The following is a 22,725-nucleotide window of genomic DNA, read 5'->3' as shown; positions in this document are numbered from 1 at the left end:
CCGGCGCTACCCGCTACGGCGGAAGGTTTAGTCCTCCAGGAACAGGCTCACCACGTCGTTGGTGAACCGGCGGCCCAGCTCGGTCGGCTGCACGTGGCCCTCCGCCACGTCCAGCCAGCCGCGCTGCACGGCCTCGGCCAGCGGCGCGTCCAGCACGCTGCGCGGCAGCCCGGTGCGCGACTCGAAATCGCGCAGGCCGAAACCTTCGTGCAGGCGCAGCAGGTTGAGCATGTACTCGAACGGCAGGCGCTCGGCTGCGATCACATCGTCACCACCGAACGAGGCCGGCGTGCCGGCGCTGTCCAGGTAGGCCTGCGGATGCTTCAGCTTCCAGCGGCGCAGCACGTGTTCTTCGGCGCCCGAGCTGATCTTGCCGTGCGCACCGGCACCGATGCCCAGATAGTCACCGAAACGCCAGTAGTTCAGGTTGTGCGCGCTCTGCCGGCCAGGGCGCGCGTAGGCGCTGACCTCGTACTGGCCGAAACCGGCCTGCGCCAGCAGCGCCTGGCAGTGTTCCTGCATGTCCCAGGCGTTGTCTTCGTCGGGAATGCCCTGCGGCGGCCGCGCGAAGAACACCGTGTTCGGTTCCAGGGTCAGCTGGTAGTGCGAGATATGGGCCGGCTGCAGCGCGAACGCACGCTCCAGGTCGGCCTCGGCGCCGGCCAGGGTCTGTTCCGGCAGCGCATACATCAGGTCGATGTTGACGTTGTCGTAGCCCGCGTCCTGCGCCATCTTCACCGCGCGCTCGGCTTCGCCACTGTCGTGGATGCGGCCCAGGCGCTTGAGCATTGCATCGTCGAAACTCTGGATGCCGAAGCTGAGGCGGTTCACGCCGGCCGCGCGGTAGCGGTCGAAGCGGCCATGCTCGGCGGTGCCCGGGTTGGTCTCCAGGGTGATCTCGGCATTGGGTGCGAAGCGCAGGCGCGCGCTGGCCTGCTGCAGGAAACGATCGATCGCTTCCGGCGGGAACAGGCTGGGCGTACCGCCGCCGAAGAACACGCTGTGCACCACCCGGCCCCAGACCAGCGGCAGATCCTGGTCGAGATCGCGCAGCAGCGCATCGATGTAGGCATCGAACGGCAGCTCACCCTTGGCCTGGTGCGAGTTGAAATCGCAGTAGGGGCATTTGCGCACGCACCACGGCAGGTGCACGTACAGCGACAGCGGCGGCGGCACCAGTCGCGGCGGGCTGTCGTGGTCAGCGGAGCAGGCTTCGCCCGGCAGGTGGTTGCAGTGGTCGTGGTCGTGCGGCATGGGCTTCTTCGGTAGTGCCGGCCGCTGGCCGGCTTCCCTGGTTCGATCGGGTGGCGTCAGTACAGCGTCGCCAGCTGCTGCTTGAGCTGCTGCAGGGCAATGGCACGGTGGCTGATGGCGTTCTTCAGCGCCGGCTCCATTTCCGCGGCGGTCAGGCCGTGGGTGGTGTCCAGGAACACCGGGTTGTAGCCGAAACCATTCGTGCCACGCAGCTCACGGATGATCTGCCCTTCCCAGCGGCCTTCGCAGATCAGCGGCTGCGGATCGGTGGCGTGGCGCAGCAGCACGATCACCGCGTAGAAGCGGGCGCTGCGCTGGCCGTCGGGAATGTCGGCCATCGCGTCCAGCAGCTTGGCGTTGTTGGCCGCCGCATTGGTTGGGTGGCCGGCATAGCGCGCGCTGTACAGGCCGGGCGCGCCGCCGAGTGCGTCGACGATCAGGCCCGAATCATCCGCCAGTGCCGGCAGGCCGGTCGCTTCGCAGGCCGCGCGTGCCTTCAGCAGCGCGTTCTCGACGAAGGTCAGGCCGGTCTCTTCCACGTCGCCCAGGCCCAGTTCGGCGGCCGAGGTGATCTGCAGCGGCAGGTCGGCGAGGATCTCCTGCATCTCCACCAGCTTGCCGGCGTTGTGGCTGGCCAGTACCAGTTTGTTCATTGACGGGGCTCCAACAGGTCCCAGGTGTTGCCATACAGGTCGCGGAATACCGCGACCGTTGCATAGGGTTCTTCGCGCGGTGCTTCCAGGAACTCGACGCCGGCGGCCAGCATCGCTGCGTGGTCGCGGTGGAAGTCGTCGGTGTTGAGGAAGAAGGCAACGCGGCCACCGGTCTGGTTGCCGATGCGGCTGCGCTGTTCCTCGTCGCTGGCGCGTGCCAGCAGCAGGGCGGCGGCGCTGCCGTCGGTTGGGCCGACCACCACCCAGCGCTTGTGGCCCTGGTCGATGTCTTCCAGCAGTGCGAAGCCGAGCTTGTCGGTGTACCAGGCAATGGCTTCGTCATAGTCGGCCACCACCAGGGTGGTCAGGGCAAGGCGCCGGTTCATGCCGACAGCGCCGCCTGCTGCGCGGCCAGCAGCTCGCGCACGCCCTTTTCGGCCAGGCCCAGCAGCGCGTCCAGCTCGTCGCGACGGAAGGCATGGCCTTCGGCGGTGCCCTGCAGCTCGATGAAGCCGCCACCGTCGTTCATCACCACGTTCATGTCGGTGTCGCAGTCGCTGTCTTCGGCGTAGTCCAGGTCCAGCACCGGGGTGCCGCGGTACACGCCTACCGACACTGCTGCAACTGCGCCCAGGACCGGGTTGCGCTTGATGTCGCCGCGCTTCATCAGCACGTTCACTGCATCGACCAGGGCCACGTAGGCGCCGGTGATGGCGGCGGTGCGGGTGCCACCGTCGGCCTGCAGCACGTCGCAGTCGAGGGTGATGGTGCGTTCGCCCAGCGCGTTGCGGTCCACGCAGGCACGCAGGCTGCGGCCGATCAGGCGCTGGATCTCCAGCGTGCGACCGCCCTGCTTGCCACGGGCCGCTTCGCGGTCGCTGCGGGTATGGGTGGCGCGCGGCAGCATGCCGTACTCGGCGGTGACCCAGCCTTCGCCCTTGCCGCGCAGGAAGCCCGGCACGCGGTTCTCGACGCTGGCGGTGCACAGCACGCGGGTTTCGCCGAAGCACACCAGCACCGAACCTTCGGCGTGGCGGGTGAAGCCGCGTTGGATGACGACCGGGCGGAGCTGGTCGGGCTGGCGGCCGCTGGGGCGGGAATCGGACATGGTGCGGGTTCCGTAATGGCAAGGGAGTACGCCGCCACGCCCGCGGCCTTCACGGGGCGGGCAAGGGGGCTCTGGTGAGGGCGCTAGGGTACCATTCCCCCTTTGCACGCACCGGACACATTCCATGATTCGAAGCATGACCGCCTATGCCGGCGGCGAGCGGGTCACCCCGTGGGGCACGCTGGGCTGCGAGCTGCGCTCGGTCAACCACCGCTTCCTGGAGGTCGGCACCCGCCTGCCCGAGGAACTGCGGGCGCTGGAACCGCAGCTGCGCGAGCGCATCGCCGCGCGCCTGAGCCGCGGCAAGCTGGATCTGGTGATGCGCCTGCGTGCGCCGGAAGCCGCCGCCAACCTGCAGGTGGACGAGGCCCTGCTGGGCCAGCTGGGCCGCCTGGCGCACCGGCTGGCCTCCGATTTCCCCAACCTGCAGGTCAGCTTCACCGACCTGCTGCAGCTGCCGGGCGTGACCCGCGGCGAGGCCACCGATGCCGCCGCCCTGCAGGTCGAGGCGCTGGCCCTGCTCGACCAGGTACTGGACGGCTTCGTCGAGGCGCGTGAACGCGAAGGCGGCAAGTTGTCGGCGGCCATCAGTGAGCGCGTGGACGGCATCGAACGCATTGCCACCGAAGTGCGCACCTTGATTCCGGCCATTCGCGACGGCCAGCGCGCCAAGCTGGCCGCCCGCCTGGCTGACCTGCCGCACCCGGTCGACCCTGGTCGTGCCGAACAGGAGCTGGTGCTGTGGCTGCAGAAGCTGGACGTGGATGAGGAGCTGGATCGCCTCGGCAGCCACATCGTCGAGATCCGCCGCGTGCTCAAGCAGCGCGAGCCGGTCGGCCGCCGCCTGGACTTCCTGTTGCAGGAGTTCAACCGCGAAGCCAATACGCTGGGCTCGAAGTCGGTGGACAGCCGTACGTCCAATGCGGCGGTCGAGCTGAAGGTGCTGATCGACCAGATCCGCGAGCAGGTGCAGAACATCGAGTGATGTTGCATCCGGCAACAGCGCAGGGGCGCCTCCGGGCGCCCTTGTCGTTTCAACGCATCAGCGCACGCTGACGCCCGGCGCGCCTTCGGCCAACCGTCCCACCACGGTCGCCTGGCCGAACCCGGCGTCGTGGAAGCAGGCCAGCACCGCATCCACTGCCTCCGGGGCACAGGACACCAAGAGCCCGCCACTGGTCTGCGGATCGGTCAGCAGTGGCTGCCAGTGGGCGGCCAAGCCCTCGGCGAAGTGAACTTCGGCGCCATACGAGGCCCAGTTGCGATTGGAGGCGCCGGTTACGCAGCCGCGTTGCAGCAGGTCCAGGGACTGCGGCAGCAGCGGGATCTGCGCGCTGTCCACTTCGGCGGCAACGCCACTGGCGCGACACACTTCCAGCAGGTGGCCGAGCAGGCCGAAACCGGTGACGTCGGTCATCGCGTGCACACCGTCCAGCGCGGCCAGCGGCACGCCCACGGTATTCAGGCGGGTGGTCGACGCGATCATCTGCTGGTAGCCCTCGGCATCCAGCACTTCTTTCTTCAGCGCCGACGAATACACGCCCACGCCCAGGGGCTTGCCCAGCACCAGCACATCACCGGCGCGGGCATCGGCATTGCGCCTGAGCCGCTGCGGGTCGAGCACGCCGATCGCGGCCAGGCCATAGATGGGTTCCACCGAATCGATGCTGTGGCCTCCAGCGACCACGATGCCGGCATCGGCGCAGGCACGCTCGCCGCCCTGCAGGATGCCGCGGATGGTCTCCTGCGGCAGCGTGTTGATCGGCATGCCGACGATGGCCAGCGCGAACAATGGTCGTGCGCCCATCGCGTACAGGTCCGACAGCGCGTTGGTGGCGGCGATGCGGCCGAAGTCGAACGGGTCGTCCACAATCGGCATGAAGAAATCGGTGGTGGCGACGATTGCCTGGCGATCATCGAGGCGGTACACCGCGGCGTCGTCGCTGGTCTCGCGGCCGACCAGCAGTTCGGCCGGCGCAGCAAGCGCGGGAACGCCGCGCAGCAGTTCGCTCAGCACGCCCGGCGCGATCTTGCAGCCGCAGCCGCCGCCATGTGCCAGCGAGGTCAGTCGTTGCGGGGCATCGGCCGTTGAAGGGGCGGGGGACTGCACGTGCGTGGCCATGCCGACATCTCCTGCGGAAACACCAATGGCGGAAGGCAGCAGGAGTCGAACCTACCAGGGAACGATCGACGCCCCCTACTGGGTTTGAAGCCCAGCCGCATGCCCGGATGCGCATGCCTTCCGAAAGTACGGCGGCACCGGTGGCCTCAGTCGCGGGCTGCGTTCCACTGCAGGTCGCCGCGCGGCCGATGCTGGTCACCGACGCGTCGAGTGTAGCCAACGTGGTTGAAGAACTCCAAGATCTGGATGCTGCGCTTGCGGCCCAGGCCGATGGCATCGCGGAAGGTGGCCGCATCCACCGTGCCGGTGGCCTGCGACAGCTGCGCGACGATCGCGGCCAGCTCGGCAATGCGGGCCGGTGCGTAGAACAGGTCCGGCACCACCTGGAACAGTTCGCCACGCGCGGTGGCGCGGCGCAGGACGGCGCGGACCTCGTCTTCGGCCAGGCCGAAGTCGGTGGCCAGGGTACGCACCCACGGCGGATCGAAACCTCCGGCGTGCAGCTGCGGCAGCGCGCGTTCCAGCAGCAGGCGTTCACGCTCCGGCGGCGCGTGGTCGTGACCGGGCAGGCGCCACCACGCGCCCACGCGCTGCAGCGTGCCGTCGGCCAGCAGGTCCTGCAGCAGCGCATTCCAGAGCCCCGTCGCAAGCGTGGGCAGGGTGCTGCGTTGCAGGCGCCCGCTGTCGACACCAGGTTCGTCCGGTCGTCGCTCGTGCCAGCTGCGCAGTGAGGCAGTTACCTGCTCGCGCAGCGCCTGCCAGTGCGAGGCGAGGATGACCACCGTGTCTTCGCGGGTGACGATGCGTCGTGTGTCCGCAGGAAGATCGATCCGGTCGGCCGCGCGCCGGCAGTAGCGTTGCAGGGCGGCCATGGCTATGCCGAAGGAAGCCTGCCGCAACAGCGGGCCGATTCCCGCCCCTGCCGCCAGCTGCTCCAGTGCGCCCAGCCAGGCGAGCCGTGCCGGGCTGCGCCGGCGCCGCTGTGGCGGGTCCGGATCGAGCACGATGCCACCGCCCAGCGTGCGGATCGCCGCTGAATCACGGGCGATGAAGCGATCACCACACATCGCGCAGACCGGGGCATCGAACACCAGCTGCACCAACTGCCCATCGCCGTGATCGTCGTCCTCCAGCAGCACCACATGGGCCTGCCGGTGCATCGTGCCCCAGTGGATGTGCAGCGGCGCCCAGTCGCGCAACGGTGCGGCCAGTGGGGAAAGCCGCAGGCGTACGTCGACGCGACGGGTCGCCCGTAGCGCACGTGGATCGGCGATCCAGTCGCCGCGGTGGATGTCGTCGCGGGCGATGGCGGCCAGGTTCAACGCGCAGCGCTGCCCGGCCATGGCGAGTTCGCTGGGCTGGTTCTGCGCGTGAATGCTGCGTACGCGCACGTCCGTGGCGGCCGGCATCAGCTGCAGATGCTCACCCGCGGCAGCGGTGCCGCCGTGCACTGCGCCGGTCACCAGCGTACCGTGGCCGGCCAGCGAGAACACGCGGTCCACCGGCATGCGGAACAGCTCGCTGCGCAGTTCGGCCTGGCGCATGCTGGCGTCGTCCGACGCCCACGCGTGCAGCTGGGTACGCAACGCGTTGATGCCGGCATCATCGGGCGCCGTGCTGTTGCAGGCGAATACGGGGGAATCCTGCAGCGGCGTGCCGGCCAGCAGCGCGGCGATCTCGATCTCGACCCGGGCGATGCGTGCAGCTTCCACGCGGTCGATCTTGGTCAAGGCCACTACGCCGCGGTCCACGCCCAGCAGCTGCAGGATCGCCAGGTGCTCGAGGGTCTGCGGCATTACACCGTCGTCGGCGGCGATCACCAGCAGGGCGACATCGATGCCGGTGGCGCCAGCCACCATCGTATGCACGAAGCGTTCATGGCCCGGCACGTCGACGAAGCCCAGCGTCGACTCGGCATTCCCGCCGCCTGTGTTCTCCACCTGGACATAGGCATAGCCCAGCTCGATGGAGATGCCGCGCGTGCGTTCTTCCTGCAGGCGATCGGTTTCGACGCCGGTCAGTGCGCGCACCAGGCTGGTCTTGCCATGGTCGATATGCCCGGCGGTGCCGACGATCATGCCTGCAGCGTGCTCCATTGCGCGAGGAAGGCGGCTTCGTCGGTGGGTTCCAGGCAGCGCAGGTCCAGCCAAAGCGCGTCATCGGCAATGCGGCCCAGCACCGGCCGCGGCAGCTGGCGCAAGCGCTTGGCCAGGCGATCCAGCCCGCCGCGGCGCGCTGAGGTGATGCGCAGGCCGGCACTGCCCAGCTGCGCCTGCGGCTGGGCACCGCTGCCGATCTGGCTGTACATCGAGGCCGGTTCAAGCGCGTAGTCGGACGCCAGCGACGCGCGCATCGGCTGCAGCAGGCGTTGTGCCTGCTCGTCGATGTCATCCCGCAGGCGCGAAAGGCTGCGCAGGGTCGGCAGCCGCAATGCCAGCAGTTCCGGTTCGCGGTACAGGGCCAGCACGGCTTCCAGTGCGGCCAGGCCCATCTTGTCCATGCGCAGCGCACGCTTGAGCGGGTTGCGGTTGATCCGCGCGATCAGGTCGGCGCGGCCGGCGATGATCCCGGCCTGGGGGCCGCCCAGCAGTTTGTCGCCACTGAACGAGACCAGATCGGCGCCGGCCGCCAGTGCTTCCTGCACGGTGGGCTCGTGCGGCAGGCCGAAGGCCGCCAGATCGCACAGGCTGCCACTGCCCAGGTCCACCACCAGCGGCAGGCCGTGCTCGTGCGCGATCGCAGCCATTGCCGCAGTGTCGACCTTGGCAGTGAAGCCGGTAATCGCGTAGTTGCTGGCATGCACTTCCATCAGCAACGCGGTACGTGCGCCGATGGCATGGGCGAAGTCGGCCGGGTGGGTGCGGTTGGTGGTGCCCACTTCCAGCAGCCGCGCGCCGGCGCTGCGCATCACATCGGGAATGCGGAAGGCGCCGCCGATCTCCACCAGTTCGCCGCGCGAGACGACCACCTCGCGTCGGTTGGCCAGGCTGTTGAGCAGCAGCAGGACCGCCGCTGCATTGTTGTTGACCACGGTGGCGGCTTCGGCGCCGGTCAGCTCGCAGACCAGCGCCTGCGCGCGTGCATCGCGGTCGCCCCGGCGGCCGCGGGTGATGTCGAATTCCAGGTCAACCGGCGCGGTCATCGCGCGGGTGACCGCCTGCACGGCGACATCGGGCAACAGGGCGCGGCCCAGGTTGGTGTGCAGCACGGTGCCGGTCAGGTTGAACACCGGCTGCAGGTCCAGCCGTGCATCGGCAGCCAGTGCGGCTTCGACCGCTGCCACCAGCGCCGGGCCGTCGACCGCTTCCTGCAGCTGCGCGGTCGACAACTGGCCGCCGCTGACGCCCTCACGCAGCAGCTGCAGGTGCGAACGCAGCAGCTGGGTGATGCGGCTTCGACCGTGGCCTTCGATCAGTGGCGCCAGTGCAGGCAGGCGCAGCAGCCGGTCCAGCGAAGGCAGGGCGGCGGCCGATACCGGCGTGGCGTGCGTGCGTGGCATCGGTCAGTCGCCGTCGGATTGCCACAGCAGCGGGTTCTGGCTGGCGCGCGCATAGCCTTCCTCGGCCAGCAGCAGGTCCAGCGCCAGCGTGCCGAGGTCATCGGCCACCGGCTCCAGTGACGGATCCTTCTCCAGGTACAGGATCTTGCGATAGCTGCGGCAGTGGTCGCAGGTCTCGGCGCGCACCGCACTTTCGCGCACCGCCTCGCCGCTGTCGCCGTCCACCTCGGCCAGGGCGCGATAGGCAATGTCCTTGCCGGCGGCGCCGCACTGGCTGCACTGCACGCGCACGTAATGCCACTGGCAGGCACACAGCGAGCACGACAGGTAGCGATAGGCGGCGTAGGGCGGGCGCGCCTGCACCACGCTGGCCACTGGCAGCGTGCCACAGAGCGGGCACAGGCCTGGCGCATCGGCCAGCGGCTTCAGGTCGGTCGGATGGAAGCTGGCGGCGAGCACCGCCCAGAACACCTGCAGCGCGTTCATCACCAGCAGCGCGGCGACGGCGTCGACCGAGGGCGCGTCATCGCGTTCCAGCACCGCATGCGCCTGTGCATCCAACCACGCATCATCAGCAGCCGCGACGCGTTGCAGCTCCTGCCGGGTTTCCGCCGGTAGGCCCGTTTCGTCGGCACAGTGCTGGCACAGCGTGCGCAGCCAGTCGCGCCAGCGTCCATCCAGCTGCAGTGTGTTGGCCGGCCGCAACGGCATGCCGGCACCGGCCGCCGCACTCGACTGCTGCGCACGCGCCTGCGACTGCAGAGCTTCGCGCTGCTGCGGTGTCAGTTCATCCAGCAGCGCCTGCTGGGCATCAGCGAGCGCCGCCAGCAGCTGCAGGTAGCCGCCGATGGCACTATGCGCGGCCAGGCTGCGCAGGCGCTTGGCGCGCTCGGCGAACAGCGACGTGATATCGGGCAGGATGATGCGCGGTACATCGCGCGAGGCCAGCGTTTCGATCTCACCGGGTTCAAGGATGCGTTGCGCCATGCAGGGCCAGCCAGAAGAACCAGGCTCCATCCTCGCTGTTGTCGGCGTCGGCGTCCAGCGTGTTCAAGCAACGCAGTCGAGCAAAACAGTCGAGTATGGCTCGACTCTACAAAATCCGGTTTCTGTCGTTGCCATGTTCATCGTGTCGACCAAGGTCGACACCCACCAAGAGCAGCTCATGCCATTCCGACAGCAGCGGGAAACTGTCGAAGGCGGAGTGGGTCCGGTTGCGGGGGTGTCTGATCTGGCCCCCTGAAAACGGACGCCATGAAGCCGTTTCAGGCGGCAGCCCGGAGCTGCCGGGCATAGTTGTTAGGCGAGTGGTAGCCCAGCGCCGAGTGTAGCCGGGCTGGATTATAGAAGCCGTGGATGTAAGCAGCGATGGACTGGCTGGCTTGTTCCCTACTGGCGTAAGGCTCGGCAGCCTCTTCTGTCTTGAACGTCGCAAAGAAGCTCTCGGCCACTGCGTTGTCCCAGCAATTGCCAGGCCGGCTCATGCTTTGGACCACGCCATGGGACTGCAGCAGCTGGCGAAACTCGTTTCCCCAGTACTGCCCACCACGATCTGAATGGAAGATCAGGCCGGGTCGTTGTGGATGCAGAGCCCAAGCATTGGCAAATGCTTTCACCACCAGCTCTTCAGTCAGACGCTTGGAAACGCTGTAGCCCAGCACCTGCCGGGTCTGGACGCTGATGACCACGGCCAGATGCAGCCATCCCTGGCGGGTGGGGACATACGTGATATCCCCGACCCACGCCGTCGGTCCGGTTCCGGGGGCAAATTGCCGATCCAGCAGGTTGGGAGCGAGCTGAGATGAGCCGCCAGAGGATTGGGGTCGGAATCGGCCTTTGGTCTTGCCCTGGATTCGCTCCTCGGCCATTAACCGTGCCACGCGCTTGTGGCCGACTGGATGATTCCTGGCTCGTAAAGCCCTGACCAGCCGACGTCGCCCATAACTGCGCTTGCTGGTCACATGAATGGCCCGAAGCTCGGTACGGAGGGCCGAATCGACATCGCACGTTTGGGCACACTGCCGGCGCAGGTAGTCATGGAATCCAGAGACAGAAACCCCAAGAACCCGACACAACAACCTGGTCGGGTAGTGAGTCCTTTGACTGGCGACGAAGGCGTACCTCACTTGGACTCTCTGGCAAAGAACGCCGCCGCTTTTTTTAGGATTTCCCGCTCCATCTTCAGATTGGCGTTCTCGGCCCGAAGGCGGCTGATCTCGCTTTCCAGGTCGGTGGCTGGCCTGCGAGCCTCAGAGGTCAACGACCGGCCAGCACGGACCGCGTCAAGCCAATTTGCCAGCGTCTTGACCGACATCTCCAGCTGACGGGCCGCTGCGGCCGGCCCGAGCGACTCGGCCAGCTCCACGGCTTGGTGCTTGAACTCATCGGTGTAGCTACGACGGGTGATACGGGACATAAGGGGCCTCCAAGTGCGATCAAAGTATCGCTTCTTGGCGTCCGCTGACGGGGGGCCAGATCAGTCCGCGGCATGGATGCCGCGGCCAAGCCCCCAAGGACGGGTTTACGGCGTCCCCCGCAACCGGACCCACCCCGCCACCCCTCAGGAAGCCCGCTCTTGACGTTGACGTTGACGTTGACGTTGACGTTGCCTCTGCGGGTGCAGGGCCGCAGGCCCTGCCGCTAACCCTCTTCCCGGCGCCCGCGCAGGATGTCGCGGAACCACTGCCGGTGGTGCTTGTACGCCCAGCCATAGGTCACCTTGCCCTGGGTCATCGCCCGCACCGATCCCTTGATCCAGAGCGCCGCATAGATGTGCACCACGATCGCACACACCAGTACCCAGCCGAACAGCGCATGGGCGAGGACCGAGAAGCGGATCACTCCGATCGGGAAGAAGTGGCTGAAATACTGCCGCCAGATCACGAAGCCGGTCAGCAGCAGCGCCGACAGGCAGCCGATGATGGCCCAGAACAGCAGTTTCTGGCCGGCATTGAAGCGGCCCACCGGCGGCAGCTTCTCATCTTCGTTGCGCAGTACATCGCGCATGCCGTGCATCCATGCGCGATCGTCGGCGGTCGGCAGGTTGTCGCGCCACATGCGGAACGCCAGCAATGTGAAACCCACCACCATGGCCAGCCCGATGAACGGATGCAGGATGCGCGTCCACGGGCCGCCACCAAACAGCTGGGTCAACGGGAACAGGGCAGGGTGGAACAGCGCCAGCCCGGACAGCGCGGTCAGCACGAAGCAGATCGCCACGATCCAGTGATTGATGCGGGTCGGCGCGCGGTAACGGATGATCTGCCGCGGGTGCGGGGCGTACTTCATGGCCGCTGCTCCTCTTCGATCTTCTTCGCTTCGTGTTCGGCGGCCTCTTCTTCCTCGTCATTGACCGTGTTGCGGCCGATGCCGATGTAATGCAGGAACCCAGCAAAGGCCGTGGCGGCGATCGCCAGCACGCCCAGCGGCTTGGCGACGCCCTTCCAGACTTCCACCATCGGGCTGATGCGCGGGTCCTTGGGCAGGTCGGCGTAGAGCTCGGGCTTGTCCACATGCTGCAGCACGTACATCACATGGGTACCGCCGACGCCCTGCGGGTCGTACAGGCCGGCGTTCTCGTAGCCGCGCGACTTCAGGTCTTCGACGCGGCCGGCGGCATGCTCGGTCATCGCCTGCTTGCTGCCGAAGGTGATCGCCCCGGTCGGGCAGGTCTTCACGCAGGCCGGCTCCTGGCCGACCGCCACCCGGTCCGAACACAACGTGCACTTGTACGCCTTGTGGTCCTTCTTGGAGATGCGCGGTACATCGAACGGGCAGCCGGTCACGCAGTAGCCGCAGCCGATGCAGTTCTCTTCCTGGAAGTCGACGATGCCGTTTGCATACTGGATGATTGCGCCCGGCGACGGGCAGGCCTTCAGGCAGCCCGGGTCGCTGCAGTGCATGCAGCCCTCCTTTCGGATCAGCCACTCCAGCTTGCCCTTCTCGTCCTCGTACTCGCGGAACTTCATCACCGTCCACGACTGGTCACTCAGGTCGGGCGGGTTGTCATAGCTGCCGACGCAGCTGCCGACCTCGTCGCGCAGGTCGTTCCACTCCATGCAGGCGACCTGGCAGGCCTTGCAGCCGATGCACTTGCTCACATCGATCAATTTGGCGACCTGGCCGGTGTGCGCACCGCGCGCCTCCGGCGAGGGCGTGGTGGTAGCCGAGCGGCGGATGATGTCCAGCGATTGCAGTGACATGGCGTGTCTCCTACACCTTCTCGACCTTGACCAGGATGCACTTCGACTCGGGCGTCTGCGAGTTGCCGTCACCGATGGCATTGGTCAGCGTATTGGCGATGTATCCAGGCTTGGCCGCACCGAGGAAGCCCCAGTGGATCGGCACGCCCACCTGGTGCACGGTCTTTCCATCGATCTGCAGGGCCTTGATCCGCTTGGTCACCATCGCAACGGCTTCGATGTGCCCGCGCTTGGAACTCACGCGCACGCGGCTGCCGTTGTTGATGCCCAGCTCGTCGGCCAAGGCAGCGCCGATCTCGACGAACTGCTCGGGCTGGATGATGGCGTTGAGCTTGCCGTGCTTGGTCCAGAAGTGGAAATGCTCGGTCAGGCGGTAGGTGGTGGCCACATGCGGGAACTCGTCCGGCGAACCGATCTGGGCACGGTCGCTGGCGAACACGCGCGCCGCCGGGTTGTTCAGCGTCAGGGCCTGGCCGGGGCTGAGCGGGTTGCTGCGCAGCGGGGTATCGAACGGTTCGTAGTGCTCCGGGAACGGCCCCTCGGCCATGCCGGCCTTGGCGAAGAAGCGGGCGATGCCCTCCGGGTTCATGATGAACGGACCCATGCCACCGGCGGGATCTTCGTCGGCCTTGAAGTCCGGCACATCCACATTGCCCCAGTTCTTCCCGTTCCAGGCCAGCAGCGTGCGGCGCGGATCGAACGGCTGGCCGGCCACGTCGCACGAGGCGCGGTTGTACATCACGCGGCGGTTGGCCGGCCACGCCCAGGCCCAGCCCAGGGTGTTGCCGATGCCGGTCGGGTCACTGTTGTCACGCCGCGCCATCATGTTGCCGGTCGGGCCCCAGGCGCCGATGTAGATCCAGCAGCCGGAGGCGGTGCTGCCGTCGTCGCGCAGGTCGCCGAACGTCGCCAGCTGCTCGCCGGCCTTGCGCACCAGCCTGGTCGGATCCTTCGGATCGAACACGTCCGTCAGCGCCTTGCCGTTGTACTCCATCGCCAGCTCTTCAGGCGTCGGCACTTCAGGGTTGGCATAGTTCCAGGCCAGGTCGCGCACCGGCTCCCACCACGCACCGCCGTCCTTCTCGTACATCGCCTTGATGCGATGGAAAAGCTCAGACATGATCTCGATGTCGCTGCGCGCTTCGCCTGGCGGATTGGCCCCCTTCCAGTGCCACTGCAGCCAGCGCGAGGAATTCACCACCGCACCGTTCTCCTCGGCGAAGGACGTGGTCGGCAGGCGGAACACCTCGGTCTGGATCGTGCTCGGGTCGACGTCGTTCAGTGCGCCGTGGTTCTGCCAGAAGGCGATGGTCTCGGTTTCCAGCGGATCCATGCTGACCATGAACTTCAGCTTGGAGAACGCGCTGATCAGCTTGCCCTTGTTAGGCGCCGAGGCCAGGGGGTTGAAGCCCTGGCAGATGTAGCCATGGATCTTGCCCTCGTTCATCAGCTCGTACGCCTGCAGCATGTCGTACGGCTTGTCGAGCTTGGGCAGGTAATCGAAGCACCAGTTGTTGTCAGCGGTGGCAGCATCGCCCCACCACGATTTCATCAGGCTGACGTGGAACTTCGGGTAGTTCTGCCAGAACGACATCTGGTTGGCGCGCAGGGGCTTCTGCGTGCGCTTGGCGATGTACGCGTTGTAGTCCTGCTCATCCTGTTTCGGCAGCGTCAGGTAGCCGGGCAGCAGGTCGGACATCAGGCCGATGTCGGTCAGGCCCTGGATGTTGGAGTGCCCGCGCAGCGCGTTCATGCCACCACCGGCCACGCCGATGTTGCCCAGCAGCAGCTGCACCATCGTGCCGGCACGCACGTTCTGCGCGCCGATCGAGTGCTGCGTCCAGCCCAGCGCGTACAGGATGGTCATCGCCTTGTCCTTGCCGGCGGTGGACGCGATCATGTCCCACACCTGGCGGATGCTGTCGGCCGGCGTGCCGCAGATGCGCTCGACCATCTCCACGGTGTAGCGCGCGTAGTGTTGTTTCAGCAGGTTGTAGACGCAGCGCGGGTCCTTCAGCGTCGGGTCGCTGCGCACGAAGCCATCGTCACCGTAGGCGTAGTCCCAGCTGGAGCGGTCGTAGCTGCGCTTCTCCTCGTTGTAGCCCGAATACAGGCCGTCCTTGAAGGCGAATTCGTCCTTCACCAGGAACGACATGTCGGTGTAGTTCAGCACGTACTCGTGCTGGATGCGGTCCTCGGTCAGCAGGTAGTTGATCAGGCCGCCCAGGAATACGATATCGGTACCGGTGCGGATCGGCGCGTACACGTCGGCCACCGCAGCCGAGCGGTTGAAGCGCGGGTCGACAACGATCAGCCGGGCCTTGTTGTGGGCCTTGGCCTCGGTCACCCATTTGAACCCGCACGGATGCGCCTCGGCGGCATTGCCACCCATGATCAGGATCAGGTCGGCATTCTTGATGTCGACCCAGTGGTTCGTCATCGCACCACGGCCTAGCGTCGGGGCAAGACCTGCCACCGTCGGGCCGTGTCAGACACGTGCCTGGTTGTCGAATGCCAGCATGCCCAGGGAGCGGACGACCTTGTGGGTCAGCACCGCGGTCTCGTTGCTGGTGGCCGAGGCCGCCAGCATGCCGGTGGTCAGCCAGCGGTTGACCGTCTGCCCGGCCTCGTTCTTCTGCACGAAGTTGGCGTCGCGGTCTTCCTTCATCAGCCGCGCGATGCGATCCAGCGCATCGTCCCAGCTCAGCCGCTTCCACTCGTTGGAGCCCGGCGCGCGGTACTCGGGGTAGAGCAGGCGCGACTTGCTGTGGATGATGTCGGCCAGGCCGGCACCCTTCGGGCACAGCGTGCCGCGGTTGACCGGATGGTCCGGGTCGCCCTCGATGTGGAAAATGCTCGGCTCGGCGTTCTTGGCGCCATCGCCGAGGCTGTACATCAGGATGCCGCAGGCCACCGAACAGTAGGTACAGGTGTTGCGGGTCTCGGTCGAGCGGGTCAGCTTGTATTGCCTGACCTCCGCGAGCGCGATGCCGGGCGCGAAGCCCATCAGTGCCAGGCTGGAGCCGACCAGGGTTGTCCCGGTCACTTTCAGGAACTGGCGGCGGCTCATCGATGGCATGCCGTTCTCCTGGGATGGCGGGGAGGCACGGGCCTCCGGGCTGTCGTTGGGTACGGCCCGGTTATAGCACAGGCCCCCGGATGCCCATGTGGCACAAGGCCCGGCGCCTGCCGGACGGGCGCGCAAACGGGCGCCTCTGGTAAAGTTGCGTGCCCGCACCCCGGGGAAGCGTCTGCCGGGCCTGGTTCCAGGATGTTCCGCGCAGCCCCCGCCGTCCTGGCGCGATCCGCCGCGCCGGACCTGGAACACCGAGGAAAAAAGTTTGCGAAATCAACCCGTTGGATCCCCCGCATGAGCGCCCCGTCGAAACCGTCGGACACCGTTGCGCGCGGCACGCTGTACATCGTGGCCGCCCCGTCTGGCGCCGGCAAGAGCAGCATCGTCAATGCCACCCTGGCGCGTGACCCGCAGATCGCCCTGTCGATCTCCTTCACCTCGCGCGCAATGCGCCCCGGTGAGGTGAACGGCCAGCACTACCACTTCGTCAGTGCCGAGAAGTTCGAGCAGATGATCGCCGCCGGCGACTTCTTCGAGCACGCCTGGGTGCACGGCGACTGGAAGGGCACGGCCCGGCAGTCGGTGGAGCCGCAGCTGGCCGCCGGCCAGGACGTGCTGCTGGAGATCGACTGGCAGGGCGCGCAGCAGGTGCGCCAACTGGTGCCGGGCACGGTCACCGTGTTCATCCTGCCGCCGTCCAAACAGGCCCTGCAGGACCGCATGCGCAAGCGCGGCCAGGACAGCGAAGCGGTCATCGCCCAGCGCCTGGGCGCGGCCCGCGATGAAATGCTGCACTTCAACGAGTTCGACTACGTCATCGTCAACGAGGTGTTCGACACTGCCGTGGACGAGCTGTGCGCCATCTTCACTGCCAGCCGCCTGCGCCGGGAGGCCCAGAAGGTGCGCCACGCCGCCCTGATCCAGGCGCTGCTGACCCCCGATGCGGGTGCAACTGACTGATTCCAAAAGAATCGGGTAGGGGTTGGCTTGATTTTGTCCAGCCCCTGCCAGTACACTCCGTCCCCTTTCCCTCATTCGACTGAGCGGCCGATCGGTCGCCGGGAGCCCGTATGGCCCGCATCACCGTAGAAGATTGCCTGGAAGTCGTTAACAACCGTTTCGAACTGGTCATGATGGCGTCCAAGCGTGCCCGCCAGCTCGCCAACGGCGTGCAGGCCACGCTGGACAACAGCGAGACCGAGGACAAGCCGACCGTGCTGGCGCTGCGCGAAATCGCCGCCCGCAAGATCGACAACGCGCTGATCGACGAAGTCGAGAAGGCCGAGCGTGAGCGCGCCGAGCGCGAAGCGCTGGAGTGGGCTGCCGCCGAAGTGGTCGCCGACGAAGACATGTCCAAGAACGACGATTGATCGCATCGATCAACGTCATTGCTGGATCGCCGAACAGCCCGCCCCGTGCGGGCTGTTTCGCATTCAGGATTTGCCGTAAACGTCGCGCTGGAATAGGCTTCGGGCATGAACCCAGGCCCCACTGCCAAGGTCGCCGCAGCCCCCGCTGCCGCCGTACCCGACTACGTCCTCCAGCTCGAACGCGCCGCCCACTACCTGCCGCCGGAACAGCTGCCGCTGTTGCGCCGCGCCTGGGAAGTCGGAGCCTCCGCGCACGCTGGGCAGACGCGCAAGTCGGGCGAGCCCTATATCACCCATCCGGTGGCCGTGGCCCAGGTGCTGGCCGAGCTCGGCCTGGACGTGGAAGCGCTGATCGCCGCGATCCTGCACGACACCATCGAAGACACCCCGCTGACCCGCGAGGCGCTGGCCGCCGAGTTCGGCGAAGCCGTGGCCGAACTGGTCGACGGCGTCACCAAGCTGGACAAGCTGAAGTTCCGCGACCGCCAGGAAGCGGCCGCCGAAAGCTTCCGCAAGATGCTGCTGGCGATGTCGCGCGACCTGCGCGTGATCATGATCAAGCTGGCCGACCGCCTGCACAACATGCGCACGCTGGGCGCGCAGAGCCGCGAAGCGCGTGGCCGCATCGCCCGCGAGACGCTGGAGATCTACGCGCCCATCGCCCAGCGCCTGGGCATGAGCCTGGTCAAGAGCGAGCTGCAGAACCTGGGGTTCAAGGCGCTCTACCCGTGGCGCCACGCCATCATCGAAAAACACATCCGCAGCCAGCCGGTGGTGCGTCGCGAAGCGATGGCGCAGGTGGAAGTGCAGCTGTCGCAGCGCCTGGCCAAGGAGGGGATCGAGCATCGGCTGATCAGCCGCATCAAGACCCCGTGGAGCATCTACAACAAGATGCGCGACGAGAACAAATCCTTCGACCAGGTGATGGATGTGTTCGGCTTCCGCCTGGTCGTGCGCAGCGTGCCCAGCTGCTACCACGCGCTGGGTTCGGTGCACGCCACCTTCAAGCCGCTCGATGGCCGCTTCCGCGATTTCATCGCCATTCCCAAGGCCAACGGTTACCAGTCGCTGCACACCGTGCTGTTCGGGCCGTATGGCTCGCCGATCGAAGTGCAGATCCGTACCGAGGAAATGGACCTGATCGCCGAACGCGGCGTGGCCGCGCACTGGACCTACAAGTTCGGTGGTGACTCGCCCAACAGCGCGCAGAGCCGTGCCCACGCCTGGATCGTCGAGCTGATCGACTCGCAGCGCGCCGCCGGGTCCTCGCTGGAGTTCCTCGACAACGTCAAGGTCGACCTGTTCCCGGACGAGGTCTACCTGTTCACCCCGAAGGGCAAGATCCTGGCCCTGCCGCGCAATTCCACCGCGCTCGATTTCGCCTACGCCGTGCACACCGACGTGGGCAACATGGCCGTGGCCTCGCGCGTGGACAAGAAACTGGTGCCACTGCGCACCAAGCTGGTGTCGGGCCAGTCGGTGGAGATCATCACCGCACGCTCGGCCACGCCGAAACCGCAGTGGCTGGAATTCGTGGTCACCAGCAAGGCACGCACCGCCATCCGCCACCAGCTCAAGCAGCTGGAGCACGAAGATGCCGTGCAGCTCGGCCATCGCATGCTCGACCGTGCGCTGGAAGCGATGGATTCGTCGCTGGAACGGCTGCCGAAGGGGCGCCTGGACGCGTTCCTGGCCGAGCACCGTTTCCCGCGCCTGGAGGCGCTGCTGGCCGAGGTCGCACTGGGCAACTGGATGCCGACCCAGGCCGCGCAGGCGCTGATGGCCTACGCCGAACTGCGTGGCGGCCCGCATTCGCGCCACCACTCGCAGGAGAAGATCCTGATCAACGGCAGCGAGCGCGGCGTGGTCACCTTCGCCGGCTGCTGCCAGCCGATTCCCGGCGACGAGATCATGGGCTACCACACCGCCGGCAAGGGCATCGTGGTGCACCGCATGGACTGCCCGAACCTGGCCGAGCTGCGCAAGTCGCCCGAGCGCTGGGTGCCGATCGGCTGGGACACCACCGTCTCCGGCGACTACGACACCTCGCTGGTGGTGGAAGTGGAGAACGGCACCGGCGTGCTGGCGCAGCTGGCCGCCGCCATCGCGCAGAGCCACTCCAACATCGAGCGCGTGGACTACCTGGACCGCGACTTCAACGCCGCCGTGCTGGCGTTCAACATCCAGGTGCGCGACCGCAACCACCTGGCCGAGGTGATGCGCCGCCTGCGCCGCCTGTCGGTCGTGCAAGCGGTACGCCGCCAATAACCCTGCTTCGGATCCGGGGTCGGATCCCTCTCCAACGGAGAGGGCTCTGACCCCATCGCGTGACCCGATCTCATGCACGGGGTCAGAGCCGTTTCCCGGCGGGAAACGGATCCGACCCCAGCCGACGCGCGCCCCAGCCGGTACAATCACCGCTCTGTTTTCCCCCAAAGCACCGGAGCGACCCATGTCCCGCCAGATCATCAACACCGAAAAGGCCCCTGCCGCCATCGGCCCGTACTCGCAGGCCGTGCGCGCCGGCAACACCGTGTATTTCTCCGGCCAGATCCCGCTCGACCCGGCCACCGGCGACATCGTCGGCGCCGGTGACGTCGAAGCGCAGGCCCGTCGCGCCTTCGACAACCTCAAGGCCGTGGCCGAAGCCGCTGGCGGCTCGCTGGACAAGGTCGTGCGCCTGGGCCTGTACCTGACCGACCTGGGCGAGTTCGCCAAGGTCAATGCGGTCATGCAGGACTACTTCCAGGCCCCGTACCCGGCCCGTTCCACCATCGAAGTGTCCGGCCTGCCGAAGGGCGCCAGCTTCGAGGTCGATGCGGTGATGGTCATCGACTGACCGCCACGTGGCACGCAAGGCGGCGGTCACTCCGGTCCTGTCACCGTCCGGCGAAGCATCCCTGGCGATGCTCGCCGGCGTCGGTCCGGCCGTGGCCGCCAAGCTGCAGGCGCGTGGCCTGGCCACCCTGCAGGATCTCTGGCTTCACCTGCCGCTGCGCTATGAAGACCGGACCCGGCTGACCCGCATCGAAGACCTGCGCAACGGCGTGCCGGCGCAGGTGGAAGGGCGGGTGGTCGCGGTCGAGCGTGGCATGCGCTACCGGCCGATGCTGAAAGTGGCGGTGGAAGACGAAGGGCAGGGCACCCTGGTGCTGCGCTTTTTCCACTTCCGCCAGCAGCAGGTCGGGCAGTTCGCGGTCGGCAACCGGCTGCGCTGCTTCGGCACGCCCAAGCCCGGCCACCTCGGCCTGGAAATCGTCCATCCCAGCTACCAGGTGCTGGGCCGCAACGACGATCCCGAACTCGGCGACCGCCTCGACCCGGTGTATCCCACCGTCGAAGGCGTCGGCCCGATGACCATGCGCAAGCTGATCGGCCAGGCGCTGGACCGCCTGCCCGAGGAAAGCACGCTGGAATTGCTGCCCAGCGGCTGGCTCGATGGCCTGGGCCTGCCTTCGCTGCGCAGCGCGCTGCTGACCGTGCACCGGCCACCGCCGGATGCCGATCTGGCCGCGTTGGCGGCTGGTACCCACCCGGCGCAGCGTCGCCTGGCGATGGAAGAGCTGCTGGCCCACCACCTCAGCCTGCGTCGCCAGCGCATTGCACTGCAGGCACACCATGCGCCGCCGCTGGCCGGCCCCGGCAAGCTGGCCAAGGCGCTGCTGAAGCAGTTGCCCTTTGCACTGACCGGCGCGCAGGCACGCGTGTTCAAGCAGATCCGCCAAGACCTGTCGCGGCCCAGCCCGATGCTGCGTCTGGTGCAGGGCGACGTCGGTTCCGGCAAGACCGTGGTGGCCGCGCTGGCCGCCATGCTGGCGGTGGAGCAGGGCAAGCAGGTCGCATTGGCCGCCCCCACCGAGTTGCTGGCCGAGCAGCACCTCAACAACCTGCGCGGCTGGCTGGAACCGCTCGGTGTGCGCATCGCCTGGCTGGCCGGCAAGGTCACCGGCAAGGCACGTGCCAAGGTGATGGAGCAGGTGGCCAACGGCGAAGCGCAGGTGGTCGTCGGTACCCATGCGCTGATGCAGGAGGCGGTGGTGTTCCAGGACCTGGCGCTGGCCATCGTCGACGAGCAGCACCGCTTCGGCGTGCACCAGCGCTTGGCCCTGCGCGACAAGGGCGCGGGCGGCAACAGCGTGCCGCACCAGCTGGTAATGACCGCCACGCCGATTCCACGCACGCTGGCGATGTCCGAGTACGCAGACCTGGACGTGTCGGCCATCGACGAACTGCCGCCGGGCCGCACGCCGGTGCAGACCGTCGCACTGAACAATGACCGTCGCCCGGAGCTGATCGAGCGCATTGCGCTGGCCTGCCAGGAAGGGCGGCAGGTGTACTGGGTGTGCACGCTCATCGAGGAAAGCGAAGAGCTGGATGCCACCCCGGCGCAGGCCACCTACGAATCACTGCAGGCGCTGCTGCCCGGCGTTCGCGTCGGGCTGGTGCATGGCCGCCTCAAGGCCGCCGAGAAGCTGGCGACGATGGTGGCCTTCAAGGCCGGCGAGATCGACCTGCTGGTGGCGACCACGGTCATCGAAGTGGGCGTGGACGTACCGAACGCCTCATTGATGGTGATCGAGAACGCCGAGCGCCTCGGCCTGGCCCAGCTGCACCAGCTGCGTGGCCGTGTGGGTCGTGGTTCGGCGGTATCGCGCTGCGTGCTGCTGTACCAGGCGCCGCTCTCGCAGATGGCACGCGAGCGCCTGCAGACCATGCGCGAAACCAACGATGGTTTCGTCATCGCCGAGAAGGATCTGGAGTTGCGTGGTCCCGGCGAATTGCTGGGTACGCGCCAGACCGGCCTGGCCGGCTTCCGCATCGCCGACCTGGCCCGCGACGCCGGCCTGCTGCCCGGCGTGCATGAATTGGCCGAGCGCCTTCTGGAACAGCAACCGGCCCTGGCCGATCGCGTGGTTGCACGCTGGATCGGCACCGCCGTGCGTTACGCCTCGGCGTAAGTGCCGGGGGGCGGATCCCTTCGCACAGCAAAGGGCTCTGACCCCATTTCGGGGACGCACATCCACGCACGGCGTGGATCCACTGTAGAGCCGAGCCATGCTCGGCTGCTGTGCGCGCTGCGCGCGGGAGTCGAGCATGGCTCGACTCTACAGACAGCGCTTTTGATCATTTCCATGTTCATCCACGCATTGCATGGATGTGTCGACCAAGGTCGACACCCACCAACAGCCGCGGAAATCTGTCGAAGGCGGGGTGGGTCCGGTTGCGGGGGCGTGAGCCGCATGGATGCGGCGACCGAGCTTACATGGACGTACTTGCAGCGTCCCCCGCAACCGGACCCACCCCGCCATTCCCCAGGAACCAGCTTTTGCCGTTGCTCTGGCGTTTGCCGTTGATTCGGCGGGTGCAGGGCGCAGCCCTGCCGCCCCCCCCCCCATACTTGCAACGGTCATCATCCCGGTCCACACTTCGTTGCCGATCTG

Annotated in this window: 20 protein-coding genes and 1 tRNA gene; 7 read left to right on the top strand and 14 right to left on the bottom strand. The window is 67.2% G+C overall.

Annotated elements, in window-relative coordinates; all coding sequences use genetic code 11:
- Positions 1–27 precede the first annotated feature (27 nt).
- Genes hemW through rph form a run of 4 tightly spaced genes read right to left on the bottom strand, consistent with a single transcriptional unit; the run spans position 28 to position 3,015 of the window.
- The gene (gene hemW / locus ACMGRF_RS14605; protein ID WP_258391384.1) at positions 28–1,254 is read right to left on the bottom strand and encodes a radical SAM family heme chaperone HemW; all 1,227 of its coding nucleotides are present in this window, start codon (positions 1,252–1,254) and stop codon (positions 28–30) included.
- A gap of 56 nt (positions 1,255–1,310) precedes the next feature.
- The gene (rdgB, locus tag ACMGRF_RS14600) at positions 1,311–1,907 is read right to left on the bottom strand and encodes an RdgB/HAM1 family non-canonical purine NTP pyrophosphatase (RefSeq protein WP_134709396.1); all 597 of its coding nucleotides are present in this window, start codon (positions 1,905–1,907) and stop codon (positions 1,311–1,313) included.
- Entirely contained in the window at positions 1,904–2,293 is a 390-nt protein-coding gene (locus ACMGRF_RS14595) for a VOC family protein (protein WP_111191240.1), read from the bottom strand. Before ACMGRF_RS14595 ends, rdgB begins: the two co-directional genes overlap by 4 nt.
- Positions 2,290–3,015: a ribonuclease PH gene (gene rph, locus ACMGRF_RS14590; protein ID WP_111191241.1), complete on the bottom strand. Its 726-nt coding sequence runs from the start codon at positions 3,013–3,015 to the stop codon at positions 2,290–2,292. Before rph ends, ACMGRF_RS14595 begins: the two co-directional genes overlap by 4 nt.
- Before the next feature lie 124 nt (positions 3,016–3,139).
- Between rph and ACMGRF_RS14585 the strand changes: the two genes are divergently transcribed.
- Positions 3,140–4,000, top strand: a complete 861-nt coding sequence (locus ACMGRF_RS14585) for a YicC/YloC family endoribonuclease (protein ID WP_111191242.1) — start codon at positions 3,140–3,142, stop codon at positions 3,998–4,000.
- Between the two features lie 57 nt (positions 4,001–4,057).
- Here ACMGRF_RS14585 and selD read toward each other — a convergent pair whose 3' ends face one another.
- From selD to fdhE, 5 genes are all read right to left on the bottom strand, one after another.
- The gene (gene selD, locus ACMGRF_RS14580) at positions 4,058–5,137 is read right to left on the bottom strand and encodes a selenide, water dikinase SelD (protein ID WP_099486130.1); all 1,080 of its coding nucleotides are present in this window, start codon (positions 5,135–5,137) and stop codon (positions 4,058–4,060) included.
- A gap of 26 nt (positions 5,138–5,163) precedes the next feature.
- Positions 5,164–5,259, bottom strand: a tRNA-Sec gene (locus ACMGRF_RS14575).
- Positions 5,260–5,283: 24 nt separating this feature from the next.
- Positions 5,284–7,215, bottom strand: a complete 1,932-nt coding sequence (gene selB, locus ACMGRF_RS14570; protein ID WP_414485354.1) for a selenocysteine-specific translation elongation factor — start codon at positions 7,213–7,215, stop codon at positions 5,284–5,286.
- On the bottom strand, positions 7,212–8,636 hold the full coding sequence (gene selA, locus ACMGRF_RS14565) for an L-seryl-tRNA(Sec) selenium transferase (protein ID WP_414485353.1): 1,425 nt from the start codon (positions 8,634–8,636) through the stop codon (positions 7,212–7,214). The genes selB and selA overlap by 4 nt, the downstream gene beginning before the upstream one ends.
- A gap of 3 nt (positions 8,637–8,639) precedes the next feature.
- A complete protein-coding gene (fdhE, locus tag ACMGRF_RS14560; RefSeq protein ID WP_414485352.1) occupies positions 8,640–9,623 on the bottom strand; it encodes a formate dehydrogenase accessory protein FdhE in 984 nt (327 codons plus the stop codon).
- On the opposite strand from fdhE, the gene ACMGRF_RS14555 reads away from it, so the two are divergent.
- Entirely contained in the window at positions 9,622–9,879 is a 258-nt protein-coding gene (locus tag ACMGRF_RS14555; protein WP_414485351.1) for a hypothetical protein, read from the top strand. The genes fdhE and ACMGRF_RS14555 overlap by 2 nt on opposite strands.
- A 22-nt stretch (positions 9,880–9,901) precedes the next feature.
- Here the strand turns inward: ACMGRF_RS14555 and ACMGRF_RS14550 are convergent, their stop codons facing one another.
- The 5 genes from ACMGRF_RS14550 to fdnG all read right to left on the bottom strand — a co-directional run bounded on the left by ACMGRF_RS14550 (position 9,902) and on the right by fdnG (position 15,917).
- Complete coding sequence (locus tag ACMGRF_RS14550; protein WP_099485319.1) at positions 9,902–10,762, bottom strand: IS3 family transposase; 861 nt, start codon at positions 10,760–10,762, stop codon at positions 9,902–9,904.
- A complete protein-coding gene (locus tag ACMGRF_RS14545; RefSeq protein WP_006388655.1) occupies positions 10,759–11,052 on the bottom strand; it encodes a transposase in 294 nt (97 codons plus the stop codon). Before ACMGRF_RS14545 ends, ACMGRF_RS14550 begins: the two co-directional genes overlap by 4 nt.
- A 224-nt stretch (positions 11,053–11,276) precedes the next feature.
- The gene (locus ACMGRF_RS14540) at positions 11,277–11,924 is read right to left on the bottom strand and encodes a formate dehydrogenase subunit gamma (protein WP_180881171.1); all 648 of its coding nucleotides are present in this window, start codon (positions 11,922–11,924) and stop codon (positions 11,277–11,279) included.
- A complete protein-coding gene (fdxH, locus tag ACMGRF_RS14535) occupies positions 11,921–12,838 on the bottom strand; it encodes a formate dehydrogenase subunit beta (RefSeq protein WP_049412770.1) in 918 nt (305 codons plus the stop codon). Before fdxH ends, ACMGRF_RS14540 begins: the two co-directional genes overlap by 4 nt.
- Before the next feature lie 10 nt (positions 12,839–12,848).
- Positions 12,849–15,917, bottom strand: a complete 3,069-nt coding sequence (gene fdnG, locus ACMGRF_RS14530; protein ID WP_414485350.1) for a formate dehydrogenase-N subunit alpha — start codon at positions 15,915–15,917, stop codon at positions 12,849–12,851.
- Between the two features lie 291 nt (positions 15,918–16,208).
- On the opposite strand from fdnG, the gene gmk reads away from it, so the two are divergent.
- The 5 genes from gmk (at position 16,209) to recG (ending at position 22,242) form a co-directional block, all read left to right on the top strand.
- Complete coding sequence (gmk, locus tag ACMGRF_RS14525; protein ID WP_049412766.1) at positions 16,209–16,874, top strand: guanylate kinase; 666 nt, start codon at positions 16,209–16,211, stop codon at positions 16,872–16,874.
- A 110-nt stretch (positions 16,875–16,984) separates the two neighbouring features.
- Complete coding sequence (gene rpoZ / locus ACMGRF_RS14520; RefSeq protein ID WP_005410877.1) at positions 16,985–17,284, top strand: DNA-directed RNA polymerase subunit omega; 300 nt, start codon at positions 16,985–16,987, stop codon at positions 17,282–17,284.
- A 105-nt stretch (positions 17,285–17,389) separates the two neighbouring features.
- Positions 17,390–19,552: a RelA/SpoT family protein gene (locus ACMGRF_RS14515; RefSeq protein ID WP_049412764.1), complete on the top strand. Its 2,163-nt coding sequence runs from the start codon at positions 17,390–17,392 to the stop codon at positions 19,550–19,552.
- Positions 19,553–19,736: 184 nt separating this feature from the next.
- Complete coding sequence (locus ACMGRF_RS14510) at positions 19,737–20,123, top strand: RidA family protein (protein WP_005418954.1); 387 nt, start codon at positions 19,737–19,739, stop codon at positions 20,121–20,123.
- A gap of 7 nt (positions 20,124–20,130) precedes the next feature.
- Positions 20,131–22,242, top strand: coding sequence for an ATP-dependent DNA helicase RecG (gene recG, locus ACMGRF_RS14505; RefSeq protein WP_414485349.1), 2,112 nt, complete (start codon positions 20,131–20,133; stop codon positions 22,240–22,242).
- The last annotated feature ends 483 nt before the right edge of the window (positions 22,243–22,725 follow it).

Origin of the sequence: Stenotrophomonas sp. EMP41 (assembly GCF_047495535.1) — a bacterium.
Classification (GTDB): Bacteria; Pseudomonadota; Gammaproteobacteria; order Xanthomonadales; family Xanthomonadaceae; genus Stenotrophomonas; species Stenotrophomonas sepilia.
Note: the sequence above shows the minus strand (reverse complement) of the source record. Positions and strands in the feature narration are given on the sequence as shown.